The organism is Algoriphagus terrigena DSM 22685 (genome assembly GCF_000429445.1).
GTDB lineage: Bacteria > Bacteroidota > Bacteroidia > Cytophagales > Cyclobacteriaceae > Algoriphagus > Algoriphagus terrigena.
The window spans coordinates 138,404-162,460 of sequence record NZ_AUBW01000010.1; the positions used below are offsets into that span (position 1 = coordinate 138,404).

Consider the following 24,057-nt stretch of genomic DNA (forward strand, 5'->3'; position numbering starts at 1 on the left):
ATCATGGAAATGATCAACAAAATCGGTAGAAGAAAGACCTCTGTAGCCCGTATTTACATGGCTCCAGGAAATGGCAAAATCACCGTAAACGACAAAGCAATCGAAGTTTACTTCCCGTTTGATTTGCATCAAATCGTAGTAAAGCAGCCTTTGACCCTGGTGGGCGTGGACGGCAACTACGACATCCAAATCAATGTGGACGGTGGCGGAATCAAAGGACAAGCTGAAGCAGCTCGTATGGCGATCTCCAGAGCTTTGTGTGAGTTCGACGCTGAGCACAGATCAGCATTGAAAAAAGAAGGCTTCCTTACCCGTGACCCTAGAATGGTGGAACGTAAGAAGCCAGGACGTAGAAAAGCAAGAAGAAGATTCCAGTTCTCCAAACGTTAATAGGAACTCTCTTCATTCAATAGAAAACAATTTCATTCATGTCAAAAATCGAATACAAAGACTTACTGGATGCTGGTGTTCACTTCGGACACTTGACGAGAAAGTGGGATCCAAGAATGTCTCCATATATCTTTATGGAGAAGAACGGTATCCACATTATCGACCTCAACAAAACGCTTGCTTGCCTCGACGAAGCATCCAACGCAATCAAGCAAATCGTACGTTCCGGCAAAAAAGTAATGTTTGTCGCTACAAAAAAGCAAGCCAAAGACTTGGTAGCTGCAGAAGCACAGCGTCTGAACATGCCTTACGTGACCGAAAGATGGTTAGGTGGTATGCTGACCAACTTCGCTACTATCCGTAAGTCCCTCAAAAAAATGTCAGGTCTTGAAAAACTGATGAAAGAGGACGCTTACAAGAACTTGGCTAAGAAAGAGCGTCTTATGGTAAGCCGCGACAAAGAGAAGATGGAAAGCGTTTTGGGCGGTATTGCCGACCTGAGCAGACTTCCTGCAGCTCTTTTCGTAGTGGATATCAAAAGAGAACACATTGCGATCGCTGAAGCTCAAAAACTTGGTATTCCGGTTTTCGCATTGGTAGATACTAACTCCAACCCGAACGAGGTGGACTTCCCTATCCCAGCCAATGACGATGCCTTCAAATCAGTTTCTTTGCTGGTGAAAGCATTCGGTGCAGCTATCGAAGAAGGTCTTTCAGAAAGAAAGAGAGACAAGGACGATGCTAAACTTTCTGAAGAGGAAGAAGCAAAAAGAGCTGTGGACGCTGAAACACAAGAATAATCCACATTCTATTTTGAAATAAAGAATTGAACATCCGGCTCCGGTCGATGTTCAATTTTTTGTTTTATCCTGATTAAAGAACTATATCCCGTTTAAAAAAATAAACAGATCACACAATGGCAATTACTGCACAAGACGTAAACAAACTGAGACAAATGACCGGTGCCGGTATGATGGACTGCAAAAAAGCTTTGACAGAAGCTGAAGGCGACTTCGAAAAAGCAGTAGACATCCTCAGAAAAAAAGGTCAAAAAGTATCTGCTTCCAGAGCTGACCGTGAGACCAAAGAAGGAGTAGTAGTAACCCGCGTAGCCGAAAACGGCACCAAAGGCATCCTGCTTTCTTTGACTTGCGAGACTGACTTCGTAGCTAAAAACGAAGGATTCGGCGAGTTTGCAAACACGCTGATCGATCTGGCCGTGGCTAATGGCTCTGAATCCAAAGACGCTGTATTGGCTCTCCCTATCGAAAACATCACCGTAGCTGAGAAAATCATCGAAATGACTGGCCGAATCGGCGAGAAGATCGACATCTCTCACTTCGAGATCATCAGTGCTGAAGCGGTAATCCCTTACATCCACTCCAATGGTAAATTGGGCGTGTTGGTAGGTCTGACTAATACTTCTGGCACTGACGTGGAAGAAGCAGGAAAAGACGTAGCGATGCAGATCGCAGCGATGAACCCTGTCGCTGTGGACAAAGACGGCGTCGATTCATCTACTGTAGAGAGAGAAATCGAAATCGGAAAAGAGCAGGCAAGAGCTGAAGGCAAAGCTGAAGAAATGTTGGAAAAAATCGCTCTGGGCAAATTGGCTAAGTTCTACAAAGAAAACACGTTGTTGAGCCAGCAGTTTGTGAAAGACAACTCCAAGTCTATCGCTCAATATCTGGACGGTGTGAGCAAAGGCCTGACTGTAAACGCATTCAAAAGAATCTCCATCGGATAATTTTCCGATTCACATTCCAATAAAAAACCTCTCGGAGCGATCCGAGAGGTTTTTTTTCTTTAAGTGGTTATGAAAATATTTTTTAGTACTGTTTGGATGATGTTAGTAATTACAATATTATTACATAAACTAACTGATCGGTTAACTTCTTCTGTTTTGAGTTTTTAAACCAAGATCTCTTTTCCATATTCCATGAAAATTCTTTCCTTTTTCTGCTCAATTTTGATCGTATTTCTGTTGACAGGATGCTTGGAGCCAAGCTTAGCACCACCAAGTTCCGAGCACTTCTTCGTGAATCTACGTAATAGTGAAGGCTCAAATCTACTTGATCCCAAAACGGAAGGGGCCATTGACCTGAGCAAAACGCGACTATTTCTTATTGAAAACGGAGAAGCCAAAATGGTGAAATACGAAAGTCCTGGAGCAGTTTTGGATTATCCTTACGGTGTGATGCCATTTGAGGAGAATGGAGTACACGGGGTAAAATTCTTTTTTGAACATACGGGCAGTCAAAAAGAAATTGAAGGCTTTATCCAATGGAATGAAACTATAGCGGACACGTTGACCTTCACCTTCAATTCAGCAGACCGCCCAACTTTCATAGCCAAAGTCTCGCAAGATGGAGCAGTCCTTTGGGATACGGAAACAGCTCCCGAAAATACTATAGCTGAGATAACTCTGGAGCATTAAAAGGCACCATAAAAAGCAATATCCATAAAACCAAAAACCCTCTCGGAGCGATCTGAGAGGGTTTTCTTATTTCTAGCTCTGATAAACTTTTCCAAAGTTTGAAACTTTGGAAAAGTTGCCCATCAAAGAATCTGCTTAAGAATTCATCAAACTCTCAATCTCCTCCGCCTCGATCGGGATATTGCGCATCAGATCGAAATACCCGTTTTCCTGAATCACGATGTTGTTTTCCAATCTGATTCCAAACCCTTCTGCAGGAATGTAAATCCCCGGCTCTACGGTGAACACCATTCCCGGCTGGATTGGATTGTGCATCGTCCCAACATCATGCACGTCCAAACCCAAGTGGTGGGAAGTCCCGTGCATGAAATACTTTTTGAAGGCTGGCCAATTTGGATCCTGATTTTTGATATCTGTCTGATCGATCAGACTAAGCCCCACAAGTTCCGACTGCATGATCAGGCCGACCTCTTTGTGATAATCCTGGATATTGGTTCCGGGTCTCAAAATATTGGAAGCCTCGCGGTGAACTCTCAGCACCGCATCATACACTGCTCGCTGCCGCGCCGTGAACCTCCCACTGACAGGGATCGTCCGGGTCATATCGGCGTTGTAGTTCCCGTACTCCGCTCCTACGTCCAACAGGATCAGTTCTCCTTCATTGCAGGCTTTGTTATTTTCAATATAATGAAGCACACAGGCTGAGGATCCCGAAGCGATAATCGGCTCATAAGCGAATCCTTTGCTTCGGTTTCTGATGAATTCATGGATAAACTCCGCCTCGATTTCGTACTCGGTTACTCCAGGCTTGACGAAAGACAAAATCCTCCGAAATCCCTTCTCTGTGATATCACACGCAATCTGCAGCTGATCGATTTCCTCTTGCTCCTTTATCCCTCTCAGTTCATGCATGATCGGAGCAGCTCTATCAAAGGCATGCAAAGGAAACTTTTCCTTGCAGGATTTGATAAACCGGGCATCGCGGGTCTCCACCACCACTCCCGCACGCAGATGCTCATTGGTATTCAGGTAAATCCGCTGAGAAAGCGCCATCACCGAGTTAAAGATTTGGTCAAAAGCAGAAAGCCATTGGATATTTTTGATTCCTGACGCAGTCTCAGCTTCCTCTTTCGTGTATTTGTGCCCTTCCCAGACAGCGATGTGTTCATTGGTTTCTCTCAAAAACAGAACCTCGCGCCAAGCCGGATTGGGACAGTCCGGCGCGATCAGCAGGATTGTCTCTTCCTGATCAATCCCACAGAGGTAAAATAGATCATTGTTCTGTCTGAACTTCATCGTCCCGTCCGCATTCGTCGGCATGATGTCATTGGAGTTGAAAATCGCAACGGCGTTCTTTGCCATTTTTGCAGCGAATTTTGCGCGGTTTCGGATATAAAGCTGGTTGGGTAGTGGGGTGTATTTCATGTTCTTATTGACAGTGCTCAGTTCAGTTTTATCAGCCCGTTTTTGCAGACAAATTAGGGCTGGGTTTGGTTTTTCTGCATCATTTTTATCTTTTCAGCTGGAGGAAACAAACCCGAAACGGTCATTTCTTGTTAGCAAAACCGGAAGAAAACCCAGCCCGCAAACTTAAGGCTAATCCCAAGAAGATAAAAAGCTGATTTTTTCGCTACTTTCAATTTCAAACCTGAATTCATGTACCAAATCAAGGAATTGGCAAACGGCATCCGGATTGTTCACCAACAAGTCACACATACCCGGGTAGTGCATTGCGGATTTATCTTAAATATCGGAAGTCGAGACGAAGACAAAGAACTGGAGGGGCTCGCCCATTTTTGGGAGCATATGGCCTTCAAAGGTACCCACAAGCGCAAATCCTTTCACATCATCAACCGACTGGAGTCGCTCGGCGGCGAACTCAACGCGTACACTACCAAGGAAAAGGTCTGCTTCTACGCCTCTGTGCTCAAGGACCACTATTCCAAAGCTGCCGAATTGCTCTTCGACATCACCTTCAACAGCACATTCCCAAGCAAGCAAATCGAAAAAGAGCGGCAGGTGATCCTCGAAGAAATGGCCATGTATCGCGATTCTCCGGACGATTCGATCCAGGACGAACTCGACGAGTTGGTTTTCGAAAATCACGCCTTGGGGCGAAACATCTTGGGCACTGAGGAGACCGTTTCCAGATTTTCACAGCAGGATTTCTTCGACTTCATCTCCAGCCGACTCGACACTTCAGAGATTATCTTCTCTGTCGTGGGCAATATCACCTTCGAAAAGGCGCTCAAAGTGATCGTGGGGCCACTTTCCGAGATACAGCCCAAGCACACTCTCTACGTCAGAAATGGCTTCCATGACTACATGCCAAAGCGAAAAACCGTCCAGCGGGACGTCACCCAGTCGCTTTGTGCGATCGGGAGGCCGGCCTTTTCCCTCCACGACAAAAACCGTTTCAAACTCTATCTGCTCAACAATATCCTGGGTGGGCCGAGCATGAATAGCAAGCTGAATCTTGCGCTCCGCGAAAATTATGGGTACGTCTACAGCATTGAGTCCACCTACCAGACTTTCTCGGACACCGGGTTCTTCGGGATCAATTTTGGCACGGAAGAAAAGACTCTAAAAAAATCCCTCGCCATCGTGCATCGGGAAATGGACAAGCTCCGCAGCAAAAAACTGGGAAGCATCCAACTTCACATGGCCAAAGAACAAGCCGTTGGACAGATGGCCATGGCGGAGGAAAACTACGCAGCGCTGATGCTGGTCTACGGCAAAAGCCTGATTGATCACGGGAAGATCGATCCGCTCGAGGTGATCTTTGACAAAATCAGACAGACCACTGCGGAGGAGATTCAGGACATCGCGCAGGAAATCTTCAATCCCGAGCAACTTAGCTATCTCATCTACACTCCTAATTGACCAATGGAATTATTTGATCCGGCACTTCTAGCCTATTGTGAGACAATTACAAGCTCCGAGGATGCGCTTTTGAAGAAAATCGTCCGTGAAACGCAGGCCAAGGTACTGATGCCCCGGATGATCTCGGGCCACTTGCAGGGTAAGATGCTTGAGCTTTTTGCAAAAATGCTTCAGCCAAAAACCATCCTGGAGATCGGCACCTACACGGGATATTCCGGGATTTGTCTAGCCAGGGGGTTGAGGCCCGACGGCAAACTCATCACGCTCGACATCAACGATGAGCTGGAGCCGATGGTGAGGGGATTCTTTGAAGAAAGCGGACTCGCCAATCAAATCGACTACCGCCTCGGTAATGCCAGAGAAGTCATCCCTACCTTGGATGGCCCTTTTGACCTCGTGTTCATCGACGCGGATAAGTTTTACTATTCGGAATATTTTGATCTGATAATTGACAAAGTCCCAAGCGGAGGGATCATCCTGGCAGACAATGTACTCTGGTCGGGCAAGATCCTGGTAGAGGAAGGGCAAAAGGTGGACAAGGATACGCGGGCACTTTTGGATTTCAATCAAAAAGTCCAAGATGACCCACGCGTGGAAAATGTCCTGCTCCCGATTCGCGATGGGGTGTTGATGGCAAGAAAACTCTGATTCCGATAAAAAGGGAATCATTTTTGCAGACAAGGGCAACGTAACACGAAAGTGATTTTCGATGAAATCCCGGCAATACCGCACCCTTCTTTTCCTAGTTCAGTTTCTTTGTATTCATCCACTTTTGGCTCAGATCCCGCAGGTTCCGGCTCAGCTGGATTTTGCCGATCTGACACTCAAGATCACCCCCCAAGCTCAGCGGGAGATCCAGTTGGACGTCGACGCCCAATATCGAAACCCCTCCTATTTCAAAGTCAAACAGGACCGTGTCAATCTCTACCTTCCGATCGTGGAGCGGGAACTGCGTAATCAAGGCGTGCCGGACGATCTGAAGTATCTGGTCATCCAGGAAAGCGGCCTGATCCCAGACGCCGTTTCGACTTCTAATGCGGTGGGATTTTGGCAGTTCAAACAGGGCACCGCCGAAGAAGTGGGAATGCGCGTCGATGCCCAAGTGGACGACCGCAAGAATATCGCTGCCTCCTCTCGCGGCGCAGCGGCCTATCTCAAAAAACACAACAACCAACTGGACAACTGGATGACGGCTCTAGTCTCCTATCAAATGGGGCTTGGAGGCGCGAAAAGCTATTTTGGAAGCCAGTACTCCGGTAAAAAAGTCGTCGAAATCGACAGAAATACCCATTGGTACTTCAAAAAGTATCTCGCTCATAAGATCGCCTTTGAAAATCAGACTTTCGTCTTTGTATCCAATCAGCCGCGCTTGACGGAAATCACGGTGCAAGGCCCGGCGAGCATGGCAGCCCTGTCCAAGCAATTCGGAGTCACGGAGGCTCATCTCAAAGAATTCAACAAATGGGCCGGCAACGGGAAAGTCCCAGCAGGTTCTCATACGCTGTTCTTTGTCAAAGATGGCTCGTTGCCACTTGAGCCGGCAGTCGCCAAGGACAAACCAGAAGCAAACCAAACCTATTCTGCCTCCGCGAAAAACTCACCGGCCTACAAGCAGGCCTCGTCCTATCCGAGGATCTCCGGTAACACGACCAAGGCCAGTCAGCCAAACCAAATCACCGTCAATGAACTTGATGGGGTGCAGGCTGCAAAAACAACTTCCCCGGAGCGTTTTTCGCAGGAAATCGGACTGAAGGAAAAGAAGTTTCTCAAGCTAAATGACTTAGATCCGGAAGCGCGTATCGAAACGGGCAAGTACTACTATACCGAAAAGAAGAAGAGTAGCGCCGACGTCGAGACGCATGTCGTGATGCCGGGAGAAACCCTCTGGTCAATCTCCCAGAAATATGGAATCCGGCTGGCCTCGCTGAAGTCCAAAAACCGGATTAGAAAAGACTCCGATCTGAAAGCCGGTATGGTACTGAACCTCAGGGAACCAAGAAAACGCGGTGAATCCATCCCGGTGATGCCTGTCAATCAAGCTGCACCCCAAAAGCGAACCGAGATAGCGGTCACAGAGAGCCGGCCCACAGAGACCCGACCTGCAGAGGCCATTCAAAGACAGTCCGCTCCCCCGACCTCAAACCGATCCAACCGGGTCATGCATAGTGTGCGGCAAGGCGAAACACTTTTTGCAATTTCGAAAAAATACGGCGTTTCAGTAGACGAACTGAAGTCCTGGAACAACATAGGAAGTCAAAACATCATCAGCATAGGGCAGAATTTGGTTATCTTCAAGCCCTGATTTGCCCGCCAAACCATCGATTAATGAGTAAAAATTTTCTTTTCATTGGGGTTCTGATGTTCCTTTTTGGGGCCTCCGCGCTTGGGCAAGATCGTCTGATAATTCCTGACACCGTGCTGATCAACGGAGACACACTCCTGATGTTGGGAGATTCGATCTTGGTTGATGAGCCTGTCAAGGAAATTTTTTGGAAGACTGGCGGCAACTACAACCTCAACATTCAACAAGTCACCTTGAGCAACTGGGCGGCCGGTGGTTCGAGCTCCTTTGCGCTCAATTCCGGTATTTCGCTCTTTGCCAACTACAAGAAAGACACCAAGGTCTGGGACACCCAACTCACGGTCAATCTTGGCTTCAACCGTCAGGGAGACCGGGAGTTTCAAACCCGAAAAACGAATGACAACTTTGTCTTTGTCAGCAACTACGGCCGACAGCTCTCTAATCTCATGTATCTGAGTACGCAGTTGGATGCGAGAACCCAGCTCATGCCGGGTTATAAATATTCTAAACCGGCAGGTAGCGAATTTGAAGTCCGTACAAAGATTTCAGACCTCCTTTCCCCGGGATATCTGCAATCCTCCACGGGATTAAACCTGCGAAAGACCTATGAAAACAAGGGCAAAGTATCCATGATCATCTCGCCTTTTACGGGCAGATTCACGATCGTGATGAATGACTCGCTGAGCAGCGTGGGAGCATTCGGGGTGGTACCAGGTGAGAACGTCCGAGCCGAGGCCGGGATGTCTTTTGCTGTAGGGGTAGTCGATTTCAAGCTGATGGAAAATGTCACGTGGAAAGCTGATCTCAACCTCTTTTCCAACTATGAGAGCTTCGGCAACATGGTCGTGAATTTCAATTCGATCATCCGGCTGAAGGTGAACAAATTCATCTCAACCCGCATCGAAACAGCCGTGATCTACGACGAGAATGTCTATATCCAGCAAGATGACGGCACATCCAAGCAGTCCGTACAACTCCAAAATCTGATCAATTTTGGGATTTCGCTGGACTTCTAAAAGTCTACTTCCAGGCCAAATTTCCGCTGAAACTCAGCCAATGCCGGGTGCTTTTCTCTTAAAAAATTCAGCTTGTCAGTGTTGGTGTAGAGCTTGGGCTTGCCATTGCTCACTTCCTCTTTCAGTTCAAGGGTAATAATAACCCTACCGGCTCCTGTCAGCTGGCGAATCAGTCCGACCAGTTCCTGCTTGATTTTTCCGGCTATCTCCTCTTGCATGTGCCCCATCACTTCCAGAACGACCTCTCCCTCAGTCCTCACTTTGATCGGCTGATCTAAGATCGCGAGCTCCATCTTTTTGTCGGCGATTCTGAAATGCTCCCGAATGGCATAGACATGCTGATCAAACAGTTCCTGCGTCAGCGTAATGGAAGACCCCGTGACTTTGACTTCCACTGTCTCTTGGGTCGGAACTACCTTGGCAGCCTCACTTTCCTTTGCCTTGTCATCCACCAATCTCTTGGTATGACTCAAGCTAGTGGGAATGGAAATCGTGGATTTTACCGGGCTTTTTTTCGCAGTGGAAAAGTCAGCGGGCGCACTCTCGACGGCTTTATCAGCCTCAGCTACCGGCTGGGTTTGTTCACTCAGGCTTTTTTTTTTGGCTCGATGCTGGCAAGAGTCGCCAGTCGAAACGCCTGAGGCAGCTTGGCCATCTTCATCAGGGCCAACTCCACGTGCAAGCGCTGGTTTTTGCTTGTTTTGTAGTTGATGTCACACTGATTTGCCTGATTGAGAGCTGACAGCAAAAAAGAAACCGACGCCTGCTGCGTCTGTTGCAGGTAGCGATCGCGGGCAGATTCTGAGACTTGCAAAAGCTCAACCGTCGCCTCGTCCTTCACCACCAGCAAGTCCCTGAAGTGCTCGCTCAGTCCTACGATGAAGTTGTGACCGTCAAATCCCTTCTTCAAAATCTCGTCAAAGATCAGTAGTGTGGCAGACAGATCCTCTGCCAAAAGCGCATCCACCACTTTGAAATAATAATCGTAATCGAGGATGTTGAGGTTATCGATGGTCTCCTTGTACGTCACCTTTTTCCCGGCGGAATAGGTCACGATCAGATCAAAGATGGAAAGCGCATCCCGCAGTGCTCCGTCAGCTTTGGTTGCGATCAGGCGAAGCGCCTCTTCCTCGTAGTCCACCTTTTCCTTCTCCGCAATTTCCTTGAGGTGTTCAGAGATGTGCTTGATCTGAATCCTGTTAAAATCAAAAATCTGGCAACGGGAAAGGATTGTCGGGATAATCTTGTGCTTCTCAGTCGTTGCCAAGATGAAGATGGCGTACTTGGGGGGCTCCTCCAGGGTCTTCAAAAACGCATTGAAGGCCGCTGTCGAAAGCATGTGAACTTCATCAATGATGTAGACCTTATACTGCCCTTTTTGCGGAGCATAGCGCACTTGGTCGACGAGGTTCCTGATGTCGTCTACGGAGTTGTTGGACGCAGCATCCAGCTCGTAGATGTTGAAAGAAGCATTGTTTTGGAAAGAAACGCAGGACTCGCACTTGCCGCAGGCTTCGTTGTCACTGGTGACATTCTCACAGTTGATCGTCTTGGCAAGGATTCGCGCACAGGTCGTCTTCCCCACTCCACGAGGTCCACAGAAAAGGAAAGCCTGAGCGAGGTGGTTGTTTTTAATGGCATTCTGAAGCGTAGTGGTGATATGCATCTGTCCCACCACACTTTTGAAATCTGCCGGTCTGTATTTTCTTGCCGAAACGACGAAGTTGTCCATCGCTGCAAGATATAAAAAAGTGAATATTCCGAAGGCCAGAAAAACGCCCATTTGGAAAGTTTTTCGCTAAGGATTTGAGGCTTAATGGGATTGGAAAATTGGAAAATGTGGGATGCTGGATGTCCGGTGTCGGATACAGGGTTCTTCAACATTCCACCTTTTGGCAGGAAAGTGGTAAGGTTGCACGGTTTGCCAAAGTTCAGCGGCTCAAACACCGCTGGGGCCTCGTAAATCGTATTTCGTAAATCGCAAATTTTCTCACTTGGAACCAAAATTGGATTACTTTTGTCTTCCTAACACAAATGGGGCTGACCGGTTTTGACAGTAAGTGTAAAGATCGGGCTCGCATGCAGGCTGGAGTATGTACGGCCTTGAAAGATTCATACGAACGATAAATGGCGAAACTTCTTACGCCATGGCTGCTTAATCTAACCTTTTAGGATAGATCGCTTAAAGGGTTGAGTCACGAGAGTGATTCCCCAGCCACATCCCTCCGCCCCCCGTCCTTTCGGGGTGGATTCCGGGGTGTCGACTTGATTGGACTGCTGCCTGTGATGCTATTAAGCAGGCCTAAGACTCGGTAGCTAAGTCAGCATGAGGTGTGTCATCCAGCATATACTGATCGAAAAAACAACCGATGACTAAGCATGTAGACGGTACGGTGTTTCCTTATCTGGACGCGAGTTCGATTCTCGCCAGCTCCACAAAAGCCTCCCGAAGTGATTCGGGAGGCTTTTTAATTCTCTACCATTTGAAGCCAAAACCTTCATCAGTTCATTATTGATGTAATAGACTCTTTTTCGAAAAAAGAATCCTGACAAAAAAAGCCTCTCAGATCACTCCAAGAGGCTTTCTATCTTATTTTTCAAAATCACCCGGTAAAGTAAGCTTCCAACTCTGCCATCATCTCAGATCTATCCCGAAGGTCTCGGATCACCTTGCCTTTTTCCAAGAGTACTATCCGCTCGCAGATCTCCGTGACGTGATTCAAATCGTGACTGGAGATCAAAAAGGTCAACGAGGAATTCTCCTTTTCCTTCAAGATCAGCTTCTTCAACCGAATCTGTGAGCTTGGATCGAGATTTTCAAATGGCTCGTCGAGGAACACCACGTCCGGATTCCCCATCAGGGCCGCAGCGATTCCGACTTTCTTCAGATTGCCTTTGGACAGGTCGCGGATGTATTTCTTTTTGCCTAACACCTCGTCATTGAAAAACTCGGTAAACTTGTCCAAGTGAAGCTTCAAGTCGGCGACAGACAGGCCGTAAATCACTCGAAGGGTCTCAAAATATTCATCCGGCGTCAGATAGGCCAGCAGCATGTGTTCGTCCAAAAAGGCCCGGGTTTTAGCCTTCCAGTCCTCTGTCTTACTGACGTCCGCGCCATTGATCGTGACCGATCCGGCAGTCGCTCTGACGAGATCCAGCATCACACGAAAGAGCGTGGTCTTGCCCGCGCCGTTATTACCCACAAGGCCAAAGCACTCTCCACTGGGAATCTCCAGCGTCGGAACATCCAGGACAACGACTTCTTTGTATTGTTTTTTGAGTTGGGATAGCTGTATCATAGTTCTTGACGGAAGGAGGATGATATTTCGTAACGGTTAGTCATTACTCGGTTAATGTTGATTTGGGAAAGGCGTTTGAATCCAAATATGCCCAGGATTCCGGCGATACTCAGTGCCAAGAGGCCTATGTAGTCGTTGAAAAGCAGCGAAAATGGCACGTAAATCAGATAAGGACCGAGCATCATGGGTATGATGATCAGAAACTGGGCGGCGCCGACCCCTTCGTAGTTGAACATCGCCCCTTTGTTGAGATCCATCGGTTTTGGCTTCCAAAGTGCCAGATAGATGATCACATGAACCAATATGCCGACGTTGAATAAGAAGGTCGCCAAGTGGATCAAAAGAAAATGCCAGCCAAAGTACACATAGGGCACAGAGGCGAGGAAGCAAATCAGGGAAATAGACAGAAAGAGCAGGTATTTGCCTTTTACCAGTGCTTCGATTCCGCCTTTTTGATTGAGGTAAAAATCGAAATTTGCAGAGTTCCAGCTGAGAAACAGCTGGCCATATTGGATCATGAAAATCCCCGTGATAAATACTCCGACGAAGATGAAAAGGAAGCTAAATCCGTCTTCTGTGGTGTAAGCCGGATTGTTGTAGAAGATGAGTCCATACAGTAGAAAAAAGGCCGTCATCATCAGAAAAGTACGGCTTTTCTTGTGTCGGATGATCAGCTTCCATTCCACGTTGGCGAGCTCTCCTGCCAGTCCAAATCTGGAGAAAAATCCAATGGACTGGTTGACGAAACGGACATCTTCCTCCTCGGCCAGGTCTTCCAGGTAGGCATGAGATACGTAGAAACGATAGCAAAGAAAATAAGCACCACACATGACCAACAGCATCCCAATCAAAGGAACAGGACTGACCAGCGCATAATCAAACAAGGGCTTGATCATCTCTCCGAGATTGAACCAACCCATGTAGCTGGATCCAGCGCCCAATACCAAGACCGCAAAGACAACCACCAGTCCGATCAGGCTATCCTCAAAACGCTGCTTGAACCAAAGCATAAACCAATGAAGGGTCCAGCTCACCAGAGCGATCGTAGCTACCCAGCTCACAGCTCCGAAGGCTCCGTATTTCTCGCTGATGACTTGGATGGAGAATGGCAATACCAGCAGAATGGCGATGATACTGAGCGGAGAAATGAAGGAGCGGGTCAAGAGCATTTGGATGATCCAGCTCTTACCGATCGGTAGATGCAGCAAACTCTCAAGCTCCAATACGGGCAGTTTTTGAAGAAAATATCGGTAGACAAATTCCCCCAGAAAAAAGTAAATGACGAAGCTATTGACTAAGGCAATGTGATCCTGGCCCGGCACGACTTTCTCAAGGATGAATTTGAGAAAGATCCCGATGGCAACCACGTAGCCTAGCAAAACCAAGATCAGAAAACCCAGCAGGATATTCGTCAGTAGGCTTTTTGCAAAAGAAGTGGAGCGGACACTCTTGAGATATTGCAGTCGGATGAGGGTGAAAAACATGCCTAGGTTGTGAGTTTAAAATTCCTGATGCAAAATATGCTGAAACCGTCGGATTCCCTTCAGCTCTGTCGAAATGAGGAGAGCAGTTGACGGCAATTCCGTAGAAAACCTACAGCAAAACAGCCTTAAATCGACGGAAATCAATAATCGTCATTGATCTCCAGCCAATAGCCATCGGGGTCTTGAATGTAGATTTGATTAACTCCATCCACCCGATTGGTGACTTCCCCTTTTACTCCAGTCCAGCTCTCGAAGGGGTAGCTTCGGTCTTTCATGTTTTGGACAAAAGCATCCATATCCGGAATACTAAAGCAAAGGTGATTGACCTTGGATTTCTCAGAAGGGACATCTTTTGACTCGATCAGGTGAAGTGCTGAGCCGTTTCCGATATCGTACCACGCATGAATTGCGTCGTTGAAAGGATCTTCAATTTTCTTCAATTGAAGGACATCTTGGTAGAAGTCCATGCCCTTTTTCAGATCTGAGACGTGGACAGCGATATGATTGACTTTGATTTGGCCAAATGAGGTCAGCGAAACCAGAAGGAGGGCTATTGTTACTAACTTTTTCATGATCTGGAGAGATTTTGTGCTCGATAATAAGTTTTTTTAGTCAAACGAGAGGTTAGCGTCCTCCAAAAAGTCGGATTAAATAAGTTATCGGTCGACTTCTGTTTGATTTTCAGGATCAAGCCGTTTCCAAGAAAAGCACTAAAAATCATTGTTTACTTCTACCCAATAGTTATCCGGATCCCTGAAAAATATCTGTTGTATTCCGTCTGGCCGGATGTGAATCTTGTCTTGATCGCCTGCCCAGTTTTCAAACGGACAGCTGTTCCTCTTTAGATTTTCGATAAACGCATCCATGTCCGACACGCTGAAACATAGATGATTGGTCTTCGAAATCTCCACCGGTGGAATCAGCCTAAGCTCTTCGATCAGATGAACCGTGGCTCCACCCCCGATGTCGTACCAGGCATGAAGTCCGTCTTTGAAGGGCTCCTCGGTCATTTCCAGTCCCAAAACATCGGAATAGAATGCTTGGCTTCGCTTCAAGTCAGCAACGTGGATGGCGATATGGTTGATTTTGATCTTGGGAAGTCCAGTCATAAAAAAACGGTTTAAAGGAAAGTTGGCTAGAAGTGGGCTAAGTTCAGCCCTAATTTTTGAAATCAAAAAAAGCCAGCCCGGGATGGACTGGCTTTTGGCAATATTTTTCGTTTGGGAATCTTACTCTTCCACTCCCGCAGGCTTCAGTGTGTCCGCCATGGAGATGCGGTCTGCCTCTCCGAATAGATTCATCGCCTGAAGATACACCTCATTGATATCGTTGATGACTTTGTAGAACGCGTTGTCGTCATAGATCTGACGTCCCAGATGCGCTTTCACCAAAATCCTCAGGTATTCCTTGGACTTGTTGAAATCCTGTGCATCGAAGTCCACTTTGCTTTTCTTGCCAAACTCCGCCAAGTCCATGAGCATCGCATCACTGACCTTGTATTCTGTATAGTACTGATCTTGGCTCATTGCAGCGAAGCTTTCTTTGTTTTTGGTCACAAAGTCCAGGATATATTCCCTGGAGGCGTCCGTGTTGAACAGCTTGTTGACATACGGGCTATTCATAGTGGTATCCAAGGGGACAAAATAGTCCGGCATAATACCGCCGCCGCCGTAGACGGTACGCCCTTTCTTGGTTTCGTACTTCAGGCTGTCGTTAAACTTGATGCTGTCCGCAGAGAAGAACTCCCCGTGAGTGTAGCGGTTGACCAGATCAGTCTCGTAGGCATCATAGTTTTGATCGTATGGCTTTTGGATGGATCGGCCGGACGGGGTAAAATACCTCGCGATGGTCAATCTCAACTCCGCACCGTCTGACAAATCTATCGGCATCTGCACGAGTCCTTTTCCAAAAGATCTTCTACCGACGATCAACCCGCGGTCGTTATCTTGGATCGCTCCCGCCAAGATCTCCGAAGCGGAAGCAGACCCTTCGTTGATCAACACGATCACGGATCCTTCCTCGAACATTCCAGGCTTGAAAGCAAACGCCTTCTGGCTGTATTGGCTTACTTTTCCTTCTTGAGAAACAATCAGATCACGGTCTCCAAGCAGTTCGTCCGCCATGTTTATCGCCGCCCCCATGTATCCGCCGGGATTTCCCTGAAGATCGATGATAAGCTTTTTCATGCCCTGAGCCTGCAGCTGAGCAAGCGAGGTTTTGAATTCTTCGTAAGTCGTCGCTGCAAATCGGGTCACCTTGATGTATCCAATCTCCTTATCGACCATGTAGGACGCGTTGATGCTATACTGAGGAATTTTGTCCCGAGTGATTTCATACGGGATCAGTTCGGACTGATTCCTCCGCTTAATATCAATCATTACTTTTGACCCTCTCGGGCCTCTCAGGTAGTCAAAGACATCCCGGTTGGTAATCCCGATTCCCGCCACTGTCTTTCCATCCACTGTGATGATCTGATCCCCGGACTGAATCCCCAAGGCCTCGGATGGGCCGCCAGTAAGCGGCGCAACCACGTAAATGGTGTCCCGGATAATGCCGAATTCGACACCGATCCCGTCAAATTCGCCCTCCAACTGTGACTGAGCCAGCGATGCATCCCTTGCCGGAATATAGCTGGAGTGTGGATCGAGGTTTTCAAGCATCTTGGTGATGCCAAACTCCACCAGCTCATTTGTATCTACACTGTCAACGTAGTCTCGATTGATATAAGTCATGATCTCCTGCAGCTTATAGAGCGCAGCACGAAGGTCATTTTGGTTACCCTTTGGCTCTGCAAAGGTCGCTCCGATCCAAATCCCCGCAGAAATCGCAAGGGCAAGAATGATCGGCAGCCTGATTTGTGATTTAGTATTCTTGGTCTCGCTCACTTTTTCTTCGTTTTATATTCAAATAACTCAATCTCCCTCTAAATGATCCACAATGAAAATGGATTTTAGATAAAATTAACGATTGTTTGTACGACTGAGGTCGCTAAAGGTCAGATTTATTCCCCTTTTTCCTTCAAAAAAAATTAATTTTGTCCAATGAACTTGGATCGGGATTTCGAAAAGTCTTCAGTGGGTGAATTGGTTTCCGAAAACTATGTTTTCGCGGCCGTTCTACACTACTTCGGAATCAGCTTTTACCAATATCCCACCGATTCACTGGAGAAGGTTTGCCGCAGGCATAAAGTCAATCCCAGGACGCTGATCGCGGAGCTAGAGTCTTGGGCAAAACGGGTAGATCCGACTCCCGAAGAGCTCTTCCTCAACCCCATCGAGCTGCTCGTAGCTTATCTCAAAAAGAAACACTATTTCTTTGTCCGTCAGGAGCTTCCATTCCTGTCCAACCTTATTTCCGGTATTCCGCCCGAGCAGGATTTTGCCGCGCTGATGGCCGATCTCCGGATTATGTTTCCGCTTTTTGTCGAGGATTTCATCCACCACATTCACGAGGAAGAGAGCCGGCTCTTCAAACGAATTGAGCTCCTGCAAGACATCGAAGACGGTCATTTCGCGACTCACGATGCGCTGACTATTTTGGAGAAAGACCCAATCAATTTGCTGGCAGATCAGCACGAGATCCACGACGACGAAATGGAGGGAATCAGGCGCCTGACCAAAGATTACCACTTGGAACCCAATGCTCCGCTGACGATGAAGGTCCTCTACCACGAACTTCAGAACTTCGAAAAGGAACTTTCGATCCACGCCAAGATTGAAGACGAGCTGCTTTTCCCAAAGGCTGTAGAATTAGAGAGGGAAGCGCTTCGCTCCATCCGAAAAAAAATTCGAACCAACTGATGCCCAGAGTTCTTGCCATAGATTTGGGAACTAAGCGCACGGGTTTGGCTGTTACCGATCCGCTGAAAATCCTGGCAAACCCACTGGAGACGGTCGAAACAAATCAACTGATGACGTTTCTCAAAGCTTATTGCGCCAAAGAAGAAGTCGAAGTCCTGGTTCTCGGACTTCCGATCCGGCTCAACGGGCAGGACAATGAAATGACTCCGAGAGTCCTCAAACTGAAACAGGAACTTGAGCAAGTTTTCCCCGAAAAAAAAATAGCCCTTGTGGATGAACGATTCACCTCCAAGATGGCCATGCAGAGCATGATTGCCATGGGCAGCAAAAAGAAAGACCGCCGGGAAAAAGCCGGAAATCTGGACAAAGTCTCCGCGGCAATCATATTACAATCTTACCTAGCACAACAATGATTTACCCTATAGTCGCCTACGGCAATCCCATCCTCAAAAAAGAAGCGGAAGAAATCCCCGAAGGCACTGATCTGACAGCTTTGATCAATGACATGTACGCCACGATGGATTTTGCCAGTGGTGTGGGTCTGGCTGCACCACAAATCAACCAAGGCGTCCGCCTGTTTGTCATCGACAGCACCCTGATGCTGGACGAAGACGATGAGGAAAAAGGCATTCGTCGTGCGTTTATTAACCCCATTATAGTGGAAGAATACGGGGATGACTATCGCTTCGAAGAGGGTTGCCTGAGCATTCCGGAAGTAAGGGCTGAGATCATCCGCCCTGACAAACTCACCCTGGAATACTACGACGAAAACTGGAACCTGAGGGAAGAGGAATTCACCGGTATGACCGCGAGGGTCATTCAACACGAATACGATCATCTCGAAGGCATCCTCTTCATCGACTACCTGAAGGGCTTGAAAAAACGTCTGATCCAGGCTAAATTGATCGATGTCAGCAAAGGAAAAATCTCCACAGACTACCGAATGATCTACCCCCTCAAATAATGGGAAGAAGCCCAGAAATCCGCATTTCGATGGTTCAGACTGACCTGCATTGGCAGGACAAGACTGCGAACCTCGCCATGCTGGAAGAAAAAATCTGGGGCCTCAAAGGAAAAACAGACCTGATCATCCTTCCTGAGATGTTTCCGACAGGATTCAGTATGGAAGCTGCTAAGCTCGCCGAGCCGATGAATCTGACAGTCTGTAGGTGGATGAAGCAACTGGCCGCACAGACTAAAGCGACCGTCACCGGAAGCGCCATTATCTCGGAAGGGGGAAAATATTACAACCGTCTGCTTTGGGTAAATCCTGACGGCTATACCGAGCACTACGACAAGCGCCACCTGTTCCGCATGGCCAACGAGGACCAAGTCTTTTCCCCCGGACTGAAGCTCCCGATCTTCAACCTCAAGGGCTGGGAAATCTGCCCTCAGGTTTGCTACGACCTGCGGTTCCCCGTGTGGTCAAGAAACGGCTGGGAAAATGACATCGCCAGCTACGACATCATCTTCTACATCGCATCCTGGCCTGCTGCTCGGACTTCCGCCTGGGATGCCCTGCTTCCTGCTCGGGCCATCGAAAATCTCGCTTATTCCATCGGAGTCAACCGGATCGGAAATGATGGAAATGGCATCGCTTACTCCGGGCATTCGGCCGCGTATGATTTCAGAGGAGAAAAAATCTCCGGCTTGGGAGAGAAAGACCAGATCCAGACCGTCACTTTTTCAGCTGAAAAGCTCCAAGAATTCCGAATCAAATTTCCCGCCTGGAAAGACGCGGACGAGTTTAGGATTCTCTGAAATCCATTCCGCTTTAATTCCCCTACTTTACTTTGCCGGAGTTTGAAACAAGCCTAATTTTTGTATTTTAGGCGCCAATTTCAGACCCTGTTTTCCCTTTTTCAACGGACGGCGTCAGCCAACACTTCGGAAAGCAAGACAGGTAAATCCTTTTTAGCATCCTATTGAAACTATGAGTGATCAAACTCCCAAAATCCTTTATACGCTGACAGATGAGGCACCTGCCTTGGCCACGTATTCTCTACTTCCTATCGTACAAGCCTTCACCAAATCTGCCGGTGTGCAGGTGGAGACAAGAGACATTTCCCTCTCAGGACGGATTATTTCAAGTTTTCCAGAGTATCTGAAGCCTGAGCAAGTCATCAACGACGACTTAGCCGAACTTGGCAAGATCGCGACGACACCGGAGGCAAACATCGTGAAGCTTCCAAACGTCTCGGCTTCCGTTCCTCAGTTGAAAGCCGCCATCAAAGAGTTGCAGGCACAGGGCTTTGCACTTCCTGACTATCCGGAAGAGCCTAAAACAGACGAAGAGAAAACCGTCAAATCCAAGTACGACAAGATCAAAGGCTCGGCAGTGAACCCCGTTTTGCGCGAAGGAAACTCCGACAGAAGAGCTCCTTTGGCAGTGAAAAACTACGCCAGAAAGCATCCGCATTCCATGGGAAAATGGGCTTCGGGCTCTAAGTCCCACGTGGACAGCATGACGGAAGGTGACTTTTACGGAAGTGAAAAATCTCTGACAGTCGAGTCTGAAACCACCGTTTCCATTGAGTTGGTGGGCAAAGACGGTAAAAAGGAGACGCTGAAGTCTGGCTTGAAGCTGTCAGCCGGTGAAGTGATCGACGCGTCAACCTTGAGCATTTCTGCTTTGAAGGCTTTCCTGAAAAAGGCTAAGGCTGACGCAAAAGCAGCAGGCGTATTATTCTCCCTTCACCTGAAGGCCACCATGATGAAGGTCTCCGACCCGATCATATTTGGACACGCGGTCAAAGTCTTTTTCGAACCAGTATTTGCAAAACATTCCGCCACACTGGATTCCGTCGGAGTAGACGTCAACAACGGTTTTGGTGATCTTTTGGCAAACCTGGAAAAGCTCCCCGCAGAGAAAAAAGCTGAAATACTGGCTGATATCGATGCCTGCTATGCAGACAGCCCGGAGGTGGCAATGGTCAATTCCGACAGAGGAATCACCAACCTCCACGTGCCAAGTGACGTGATCATCGACGCGTCCATGCCAGCGATGATCCGCAGCTCCGGCAAGATGTGGGACAAAGCAGGGAAACTCCAGGATACCAAAGCGGTGATCCCAGACAGATCATATGCCGGTGTGTACCAAGCGGCCATCGATTTCTGCAAGGAAAATGGCGCTTTTGATCCAGCTACCATGGGCAGTGTGCCAAACGTTGGCTTGATGGCGCAAAAAGCGGAAGAATACGGCTCTCACGACAAAACCTTTGAAGTCCCTTTCGCAGGCACAGTCAACGTAGTGGACGCTGCTGGCAACGTCTTGCTTTCCCACGAAGTCGAAGCCGGAGATATCTGGAGAATGTGCCAGACCAAAGACGCACCGATTCAGGATTGGGTGAAGCTAGCCGTCACCCGGGCCAGACTATCTGCCACTCCTGCTGTCTTCTGGCTGGATCCTCAGAGAGGTCACGATGCCGAACTGATCAAAAAAGTGGAGAAATACCTTCCAAACCACGATACCGCTGGTCTGGAAATTCATATCATGCCTCCGGTAGAAGCGACCATCTTCTCCTGCCAAAGAATCAAAGAGGGCAAGGACACGATCTCTGTGACCGGAAACGTGCTCAGAGATTACCTGACCGATTTGTTTCCAATCTTGGAAGTTGGCACCTCAGCCAAGATGCTTTCAATCGTTCCTCTGATGAACGGCGGCGGCTTGTTTGAGACTGGCGCTGGAGGATCTGCACCGAAGCATGTGGAGCAATTCACCGAAGAGGGTCACTTGCGTTGGGATTCTTTGGGAGAATTCCTAGCGTTGGCAGTTTCACTGGAGCATTTGGGTCAGACGTTCAACAATCCCGGAGCATTGCTTTTGGGTGAGACCTTGGATGCGGCAACAGGCAAGTTCCTGGACAACGACAAGTCTCCAGCCCGTGTGGTTGGCAAATTGGACAACCGCGGAGGTCATTTCTACCTTGCGATGTATTGGGCGGAGGCTCTTGCTGCGCAAACCAAAGACGCGGTACTGCAAGCGAAGTTCGCTCCGATCTCAGAGGCACTTTCCGCTAACGAGGCAATCATTGTGGAAGAATACAACAGCTCGCAAGGTAAACCAATCGATATCGGGGGGTATTACCGTCCTGAAGTTTCCAAGACTTCAACGGCGATGCGACCAAGCAAGACCTTCAATGAAATAATAGAATCGATAGAATAGCAAAAATAAAAGCCGGGTCAAAAGCCCGGCTTTTTGATTTCAAAGCAAGTTTCTTTGAGCTCAACCAGCTTGAAATTTGACTCCATTCTGGGTCATAAATTCCTTGATTACGGAGACATGCACACATTCTCCGAGATGGATAAAAGCGTAGTCGTTGACCTTTTTGACCTTCCCGTGTGCGACCACTTCTTTGTCCTCGATGTCAAATCCCAAATGCAGGTGTTTGGTCCTACTTTGCATTCCAACGATTCTTCCTTCCGTGTCAAAAAGTGGCCCTCCGCTTTGCCCGCGGAGTCCAGGAGTACTCATTTCGATTCCATGGATTTTCCCGTTTTTACCCCCCAAAAACCGAGTCAACATACCCTCGATGGGAAATCTCGGAGATCTTGCCTGGCCGACTTTAGTCCATTCCAGCGCGTCTTTGTCCATATTGAGATGAAAATTGGAAAACTCGGGAAAAGGAAAACCCAGCCGACACAGCATCTGCCCAGGTTGAGCCGTTTGATCATCTTGCAGAAATACCGGACTGCCCGAATAAAGGGTCTTCTCAAAGCCTTCGAATTTCAACAATGCCAAGTCATATTCGGAATGAAGGAAAAAGCGGATGTTGCTGATCCGATCCACGCTATCCACAAAGGTCACCAACATCTCCGAGGTCTTATTCTCATCCAACGCAAGCTTCTTGGCTAGGGCCTTTCTTTGCAAAGCATTCAGTGTCTTTGATTCTGTCTTGTATTGCAGAAACCGTTTGTTGATCGAATCAGCCTGCGTAAGCCATTGAGCGACATGTTTGCAGGTCAAAGCCCATCCTTCTTCATTGACAAAAAACAGGGTCGCCGCTCCCCTTTCGACCTTTTGGCTTCCAAAATTCCTGGAAATGGAATGGATCGCCCGGGTGAATCCGGCGACTTTTTGAATGGCTTCTACAAACATCTGGGAAGGGAATTCATTTTTGAAACTCTTTGAAAATAGCGGTTGTTTAACTTTTTGAAGGCCAAAATAAAAATTTTCGGATGCGAAATCGTTTGAAATCGAAATCAATGTCATTCGCAAATCCCCCAAACGAAAGAAGTTTGGGCTATCCGTTTATTTGTAATAACTTAGCCTGCCCTCAGGAAATTTTGACCTAAAGAGGTCTCCTGACCCTGTTTTTGGAATCAAACCTATATTCAAAATCAACAATACTTATGAGCAAGATTAAAGTAGGAATCAACGGATTCGGAAGAATCGGACGCCTCGCTTTTCGCGTAGCGCAAGAAAGAGAAGACATTCAGGTAGTAGCTATCAACGACTTGATCGATGTCGACTACATGGCCTACATGCTGAAATACGACTCTACCCACGGTCAGTTCAAAGGCACTGTCGAAGTAAAAGACGGCTCCCTGATCGTGAACGGCAACACCATCCGCGTGACTGCCGAGAAAAGCCCCGCTGCCCTGAAATGGGGTGAAATCGGAGCTGACTATGTCATCGAATCAACTGGTATCTTCCTTACAAAGGACACCGCGCAAGGCCACATCGATGCAGGCGCGAAGAAGGTAATCATGTCTGCTCCGTCTAAGGACGACACTCCGATGTTTGTCATGGGCGTAAATGAAGATTCTTATACTTCGGACATGGTTTTCGTTTCCAATGCTTCTTGTACCACCAACTGCCTTGCTCCGATCGCAAAAGTCTTGAACGACAACTGGGGCATTGAAGAAGGCTTGATGACTACGGTGCACGCGACTACAGCTACTCAGAAAACGGTCGATGGCCCTTCTGCCAAAGACTGGAGAGGCGGACGTGGCGCTGGTCAAAACATCATCCCATCTTCAACAGGTGCCGCTAAAGCGGTGGGTAAAGTGATCCCTGAGCTGAACGGCAAACTGACCGGTATGGCCTTCCGAGTTCCTACTCCAGACGTATCTGTAGTGGATTTGACAGTAAGACTGAAAAAGCCTGCGAAATACGCTGAGATCTGTGCTAAGATGAAGGAAGCGTCTGAGACCACCATGAAAGGCGTCTTGGGCTACACCGAAGACGCAGTCGTTTCTAACGATTTCATCGGTGATTCCAGAACTTCTATCTTCGATGCGGAAGCGGGAATCCAGCTTTCTGACACGTTCGTGAAAGTAGTTTCTTGGTATGACAACGAGTGGGGCTATTCTAACAAGGTAGTCGACCTGCTCGCTTTCATCGCGAAAAAATAATTAGCTAAAGCCCCGAAGATTTCGGGGCTTTTTTCGTTTCAAATGGTAAGTTCCCGAAACCAAGCCATCGGTTATCGGTTAGTAGCTAA

23 protein-coding genes and 1 other RNA gene are annotated in these 24,057 nt (G+C 47.8%); 15 read left to right on the forward strand and 9 right to left on the reverse strand.

The window, feature by feature from the left end:
* Window positions 1-3 precede the first annotated feature (3 nt).
* The 4 genes from rpsI to G459_RS0110810 all read left to right on the forward strand — a co-directional run bounded on the left by rpsI (window position 4) and on the right by G459_RS0110810 (window position 2,827).
* Window positions 4-390 (forward strand): 30S ribosomal protein S9, encoded by a 387-nt coding sequence (rpsI, locus tag G459_RS0110795; RefSeq protein ID WP_026967671.1) that lies wholly within the window; start codon window positions 4-6, stop codon window positions 388-390.
* A gap of 38 nt (window positions 391-428) precedes the next feature.
* Window positions 429-1,190, forward strand: coding sequence for a 30S ribosomal protein S2 (gene rpsB, locus G459_RS0110800; RefSeq protein ID WP_026967672.1), 762 nt, complete (start codon window positions 429-431; stop codon window positions 1,188-1,190).
* A gap of 116 nt (window positions 1,191-1,306) precedes the next feature.
* Window positions 1,307-2,137 (forward strand): translation elongation factor Ts, encoded by an 831-nt coding sequence (tsf, locus tag G459_RS0110805; protein WP_026967673.1) that lies wholly within the window; start codon window positions 1,307-1,309, stop codon window positions 2,135-2,137.
* Between the two features lie 192 nt (window positions 2,138-2,329).
* A complete protein-coding gene (locus G459_RS0110810) occupies window positions 2,330-2,827 on the forward strand; it encodes a hypothetical protein (RefSeq protein ID WP_026967674.1) in 498 nt (165 codons plus the stop codon).
* A gap of 135 nt (window positions 2,828-2,962) precedes the next feature.
* Here the strand turns inward: G459_RS0110810 and G459_RS0110815 are convergent, their stop codons facing one another.
* Window positions 2,963-4,252: an aminopeptidase P family protein gene (locus G459_RS0110815; protein ID WP_026967675.1), complete on the reverse strand. Its 1,290-nt coding sequence runs from the start codon at window positions 4,250-4,252 to the stop codon at window positions 2,963-2,965.
* 231 nt (window positions 4,253-4,483) lie between these two features.
* On the opposite strand from G459_RS0110815, the gene G459_RS0110825 reads away from it, so the two are divergent.
* The 4 genes from G459_RS0110825 to G459_RS0110840 all read left to right on the forward strand — a co-directional run bounded on the left by G459_RS0110825 (window position 4,484) and on the right by G459_RS0110840 (window position 9,028).
* Window positions 4,484-5,710 (forward strand): M16 family metallopeptidase, encoded by a 1,227-nt coding sequence (locus tag G459_RS0110825; RefSeq protein ID WP_026967676.1) that lies wholly within the window; start codon window positions 4,484-4,486, stop codon window positions 5,708-5,710.
* Between the two features lie 3 nt (window positions 5,711-5,713).
* A complete protein-coding gene (locus G459_RS0110830; RefSeq protein WP_026967677.1) occupies window positions 5,714-6,358 on the forward strand; it encodes an O-methyltransferase in 645 nt (214 codons plus the stop codon).
* Window positions 6,359-6,419: 61 nt separating this feature from the next.
* Window positions 6,420-8,012, forward strand: coding sequence for a LysM peptidoglycan-binding domain-containing protein (locus G459_RS0110835; protein ID WP_026967678.1), 1,593 nt, complete (start codon window positions 6,420-6,422; stop codon window positions 8,010-8,012).
* Window positions 8,013-8,035: 23 nt separating this feature from the next.
* The gene (locus G459_RS0110840) at window positions 8,036-9,028 is read left to right on the forward strand and encodes a DUF3078 domain-containing protein (protein WP_026967679.1); all 993 of its coding nucleotides are present in this window, start codon (window positions 8,036-8,038) and stop codon (window positions 9,026-9,028) included.
* Here the strand turns inward: G459_RS0110840 and G459_RS0110845 are convergent.
* Window positions 9,025-9,501, reverse strand: a complete 477-nt coding sequence (locus G459_RS0110845; RefSeq protein WP_157373314.1) for a hypothetical protein — start codon at window positions 9,499-9,501, stop codon at window positions 9,025-9,027. The genes G459_RS0110840 and G459_RS0110845 overlap by 4 nt on opposite strands.
* Before the next feature lie 113 nt (window positions 9,502-9,614).
* A complete protein-coding gene (locus G459_RS0110850) occupies window positions 9,615-10,760 on the reverse strand; it encodes a DNA polymerase III subunit gamma/tau (protein ID WP_026967681.1) in 1,146 nt (381 codons plus the stop codon).
* A 304-nt stretch (window positions 10,761-11,064) separates the two neighbouring features.
* Here G459_RS0110850 and ssrA point away from each other — a divergent pair.
* Window positions 11,065-11,467: a transfer-messenger RNA gene (gene ssrA / locus G459_RS29415) on the forward strand.
* Window positions 11,468-11,631: 164 nt separating this feature from the next.
* Here ssrA and G459_RS0110860 read toward each other — a convergent pair.
* From G459_RS0110860 to G459_RS0110885, 5 genes are all read right to left on the reverse strand, one after another.
* Window positions 11,632-12,327 (reverse strand): ABC transporter ATP-binding protein, encoded by a 696-nt coding sequence (locus G459_RS0110860; protein ID WP_026967682.1) that lies wholly within the window; start codon window positions 12,325-12,327, stop codon window positions 11,632-11,634.
* On the reverse strand, window positions 12,324-13,811 hold the full coding sequence (locus tag G459_RS0110865) for a DUF5687 family protein (protein WP_026967683.1): 1,488 nt from the start codon (window positions 13,809-13,811) through the stop codon (window positions 12,324-12,326). The genes G459_RS0110860 and G459_RS0110865 overlap by 4 nt, the downstream gene beginning before the upstream one ends.
* 140 nt (window positions 13,812-13,951) lie before the next feature.
* A complete protein-coding gene (locus G459_RS0110870; protein WP_026967684.1) occupies window positions 13,952-14,383 on the reverse strand; it encodes a VOC family protein in 432 nt (143 codons plus the stop codon).
* Window positions 14,384-14,521: 138 nt separating this feature from the next.
* Window positions 14,522-14,920, reverse strand: a complete 399-nt coding sequence (locus G459_RS0110880; protein ID WP_026967685.1) for a VOC family protein — start codon at window positions 14,918-14,920, stop codon at window positions 14,522-14,524.
* Between the two features lie 120 nt (window positions 14,921-15,040).
* A complete protein-coding gene (locus G459_RS0110885; RefSeq protein WP_026967686.1) occupies window positions 15,041-16,696 on the reverse strand; it encodes a S41 family peptidase in 1,656 nt (551 codons plus the stop codon).
* Between the two features lie 156 nt (window positions 16,697-16,852).
* On the opposite strand from G459_RS0110885, the gene G459_RS0110890 reads away from it, so the two are divergent.
* The 5 genes from G459_RS0110890 (at window position 16,853) to G459_RS0110910 (ending at window position 21,776) form a co-directional block, all read left to right on the forward strand.
* Window positions 16,853-17,611, forward strand: coding sequence for a hemerythrin domain-containing protein (locus tag G459_RS0110890; RefSeq protein WP_026967687.1), 759 nt, complete (start codon window positions 16,853-16,855; stop codon window positions 17,609-17,611).
* Entirely contained in the window at window positions 17,611-18,024 is a 414-nt protein-coding gene (gene ruvX / locus G459_RS0110895) for a Holliday junction resolvase RuvX (RefSeq protein WP_026967688.1), read from the forward strand. Before G459_RS0110890 ends, ruvX begins: the two co-directional genes overlap by 1 nt.
* Window positions 18,021-18,575: a peptide deformylase gene (gene def, locus G459_RS0110900; protein ID WP_026967689.1), complete on the forward strand. Its 555-nt coding sequence runs from the start codon at window positions 18,021-18,023 to the stop codon at window positions 18,573-18,575. The genes ruvX and def overlap by 4 nt, the downstream gene beginning before the upstream one ends.
* Window positions 18,575-19,372 (forward strand): amidohydrolase, encoded by a 798-nt coding sequence (locus tag G459_RS0110905; protein ID WP_026967690.1) that lies wholly within the window; start codon window positions 18,575-18,577, stop codon window positions 19,370-19,372. Before def ends, G459_RS0110905 begins: the two co-directional genes overlap by 1 nt.
* A 172-nt stretch (window positions 19,373-19,544) precedes the next feature.
* On the forward strand, window positions 19,545-21,776 hold the full coding sequence (locus tag G459_RS0110910) for an NADP-dependent isocitrate dehydrogenase (protein ID WP_026967691.1): 2,232 nt from the start codon (window positions 19,545-19,547) through the stop codon (window positions 21,774-21,776).
* A gap of 60 nt (window positions 21,777-21,836) precedes the next feature.
* Here the strand turns inward: G459_RS0110910 and G459_RS0110915 are convergent, their stop codons facing one another.
* Window positions 21,837-22,709, reverse strand: a complete 873-nt coding sequence (locus G459_RS0110915; RefSeq protein ID WP_026967692.1) for a S1 family peptidase — start codon at window positions 22,707-22,709, stop codon at window positions 21,837-21,839.
* Between the two features lie 254 nt (window positions 22,710-22,963).
* Here G459_RS0110915 and gap point away from each other — a divergent pair, with 254 nt between their 5' ends.
* Window positions 22,964-23,968, forward strand: coding sequence for a type I glyceraldehyde-3-phosphate dehydrogenase (gap, locus tag G459_RS0110920; RefSeq protein WP_026967693.1), 1,005 nt, complete (start codon window positions 22,964-22,966; stop codon window positions 23,966-23,968).
* Window positions 23,969-24,057: the final 89 nt, after the last annotated feature.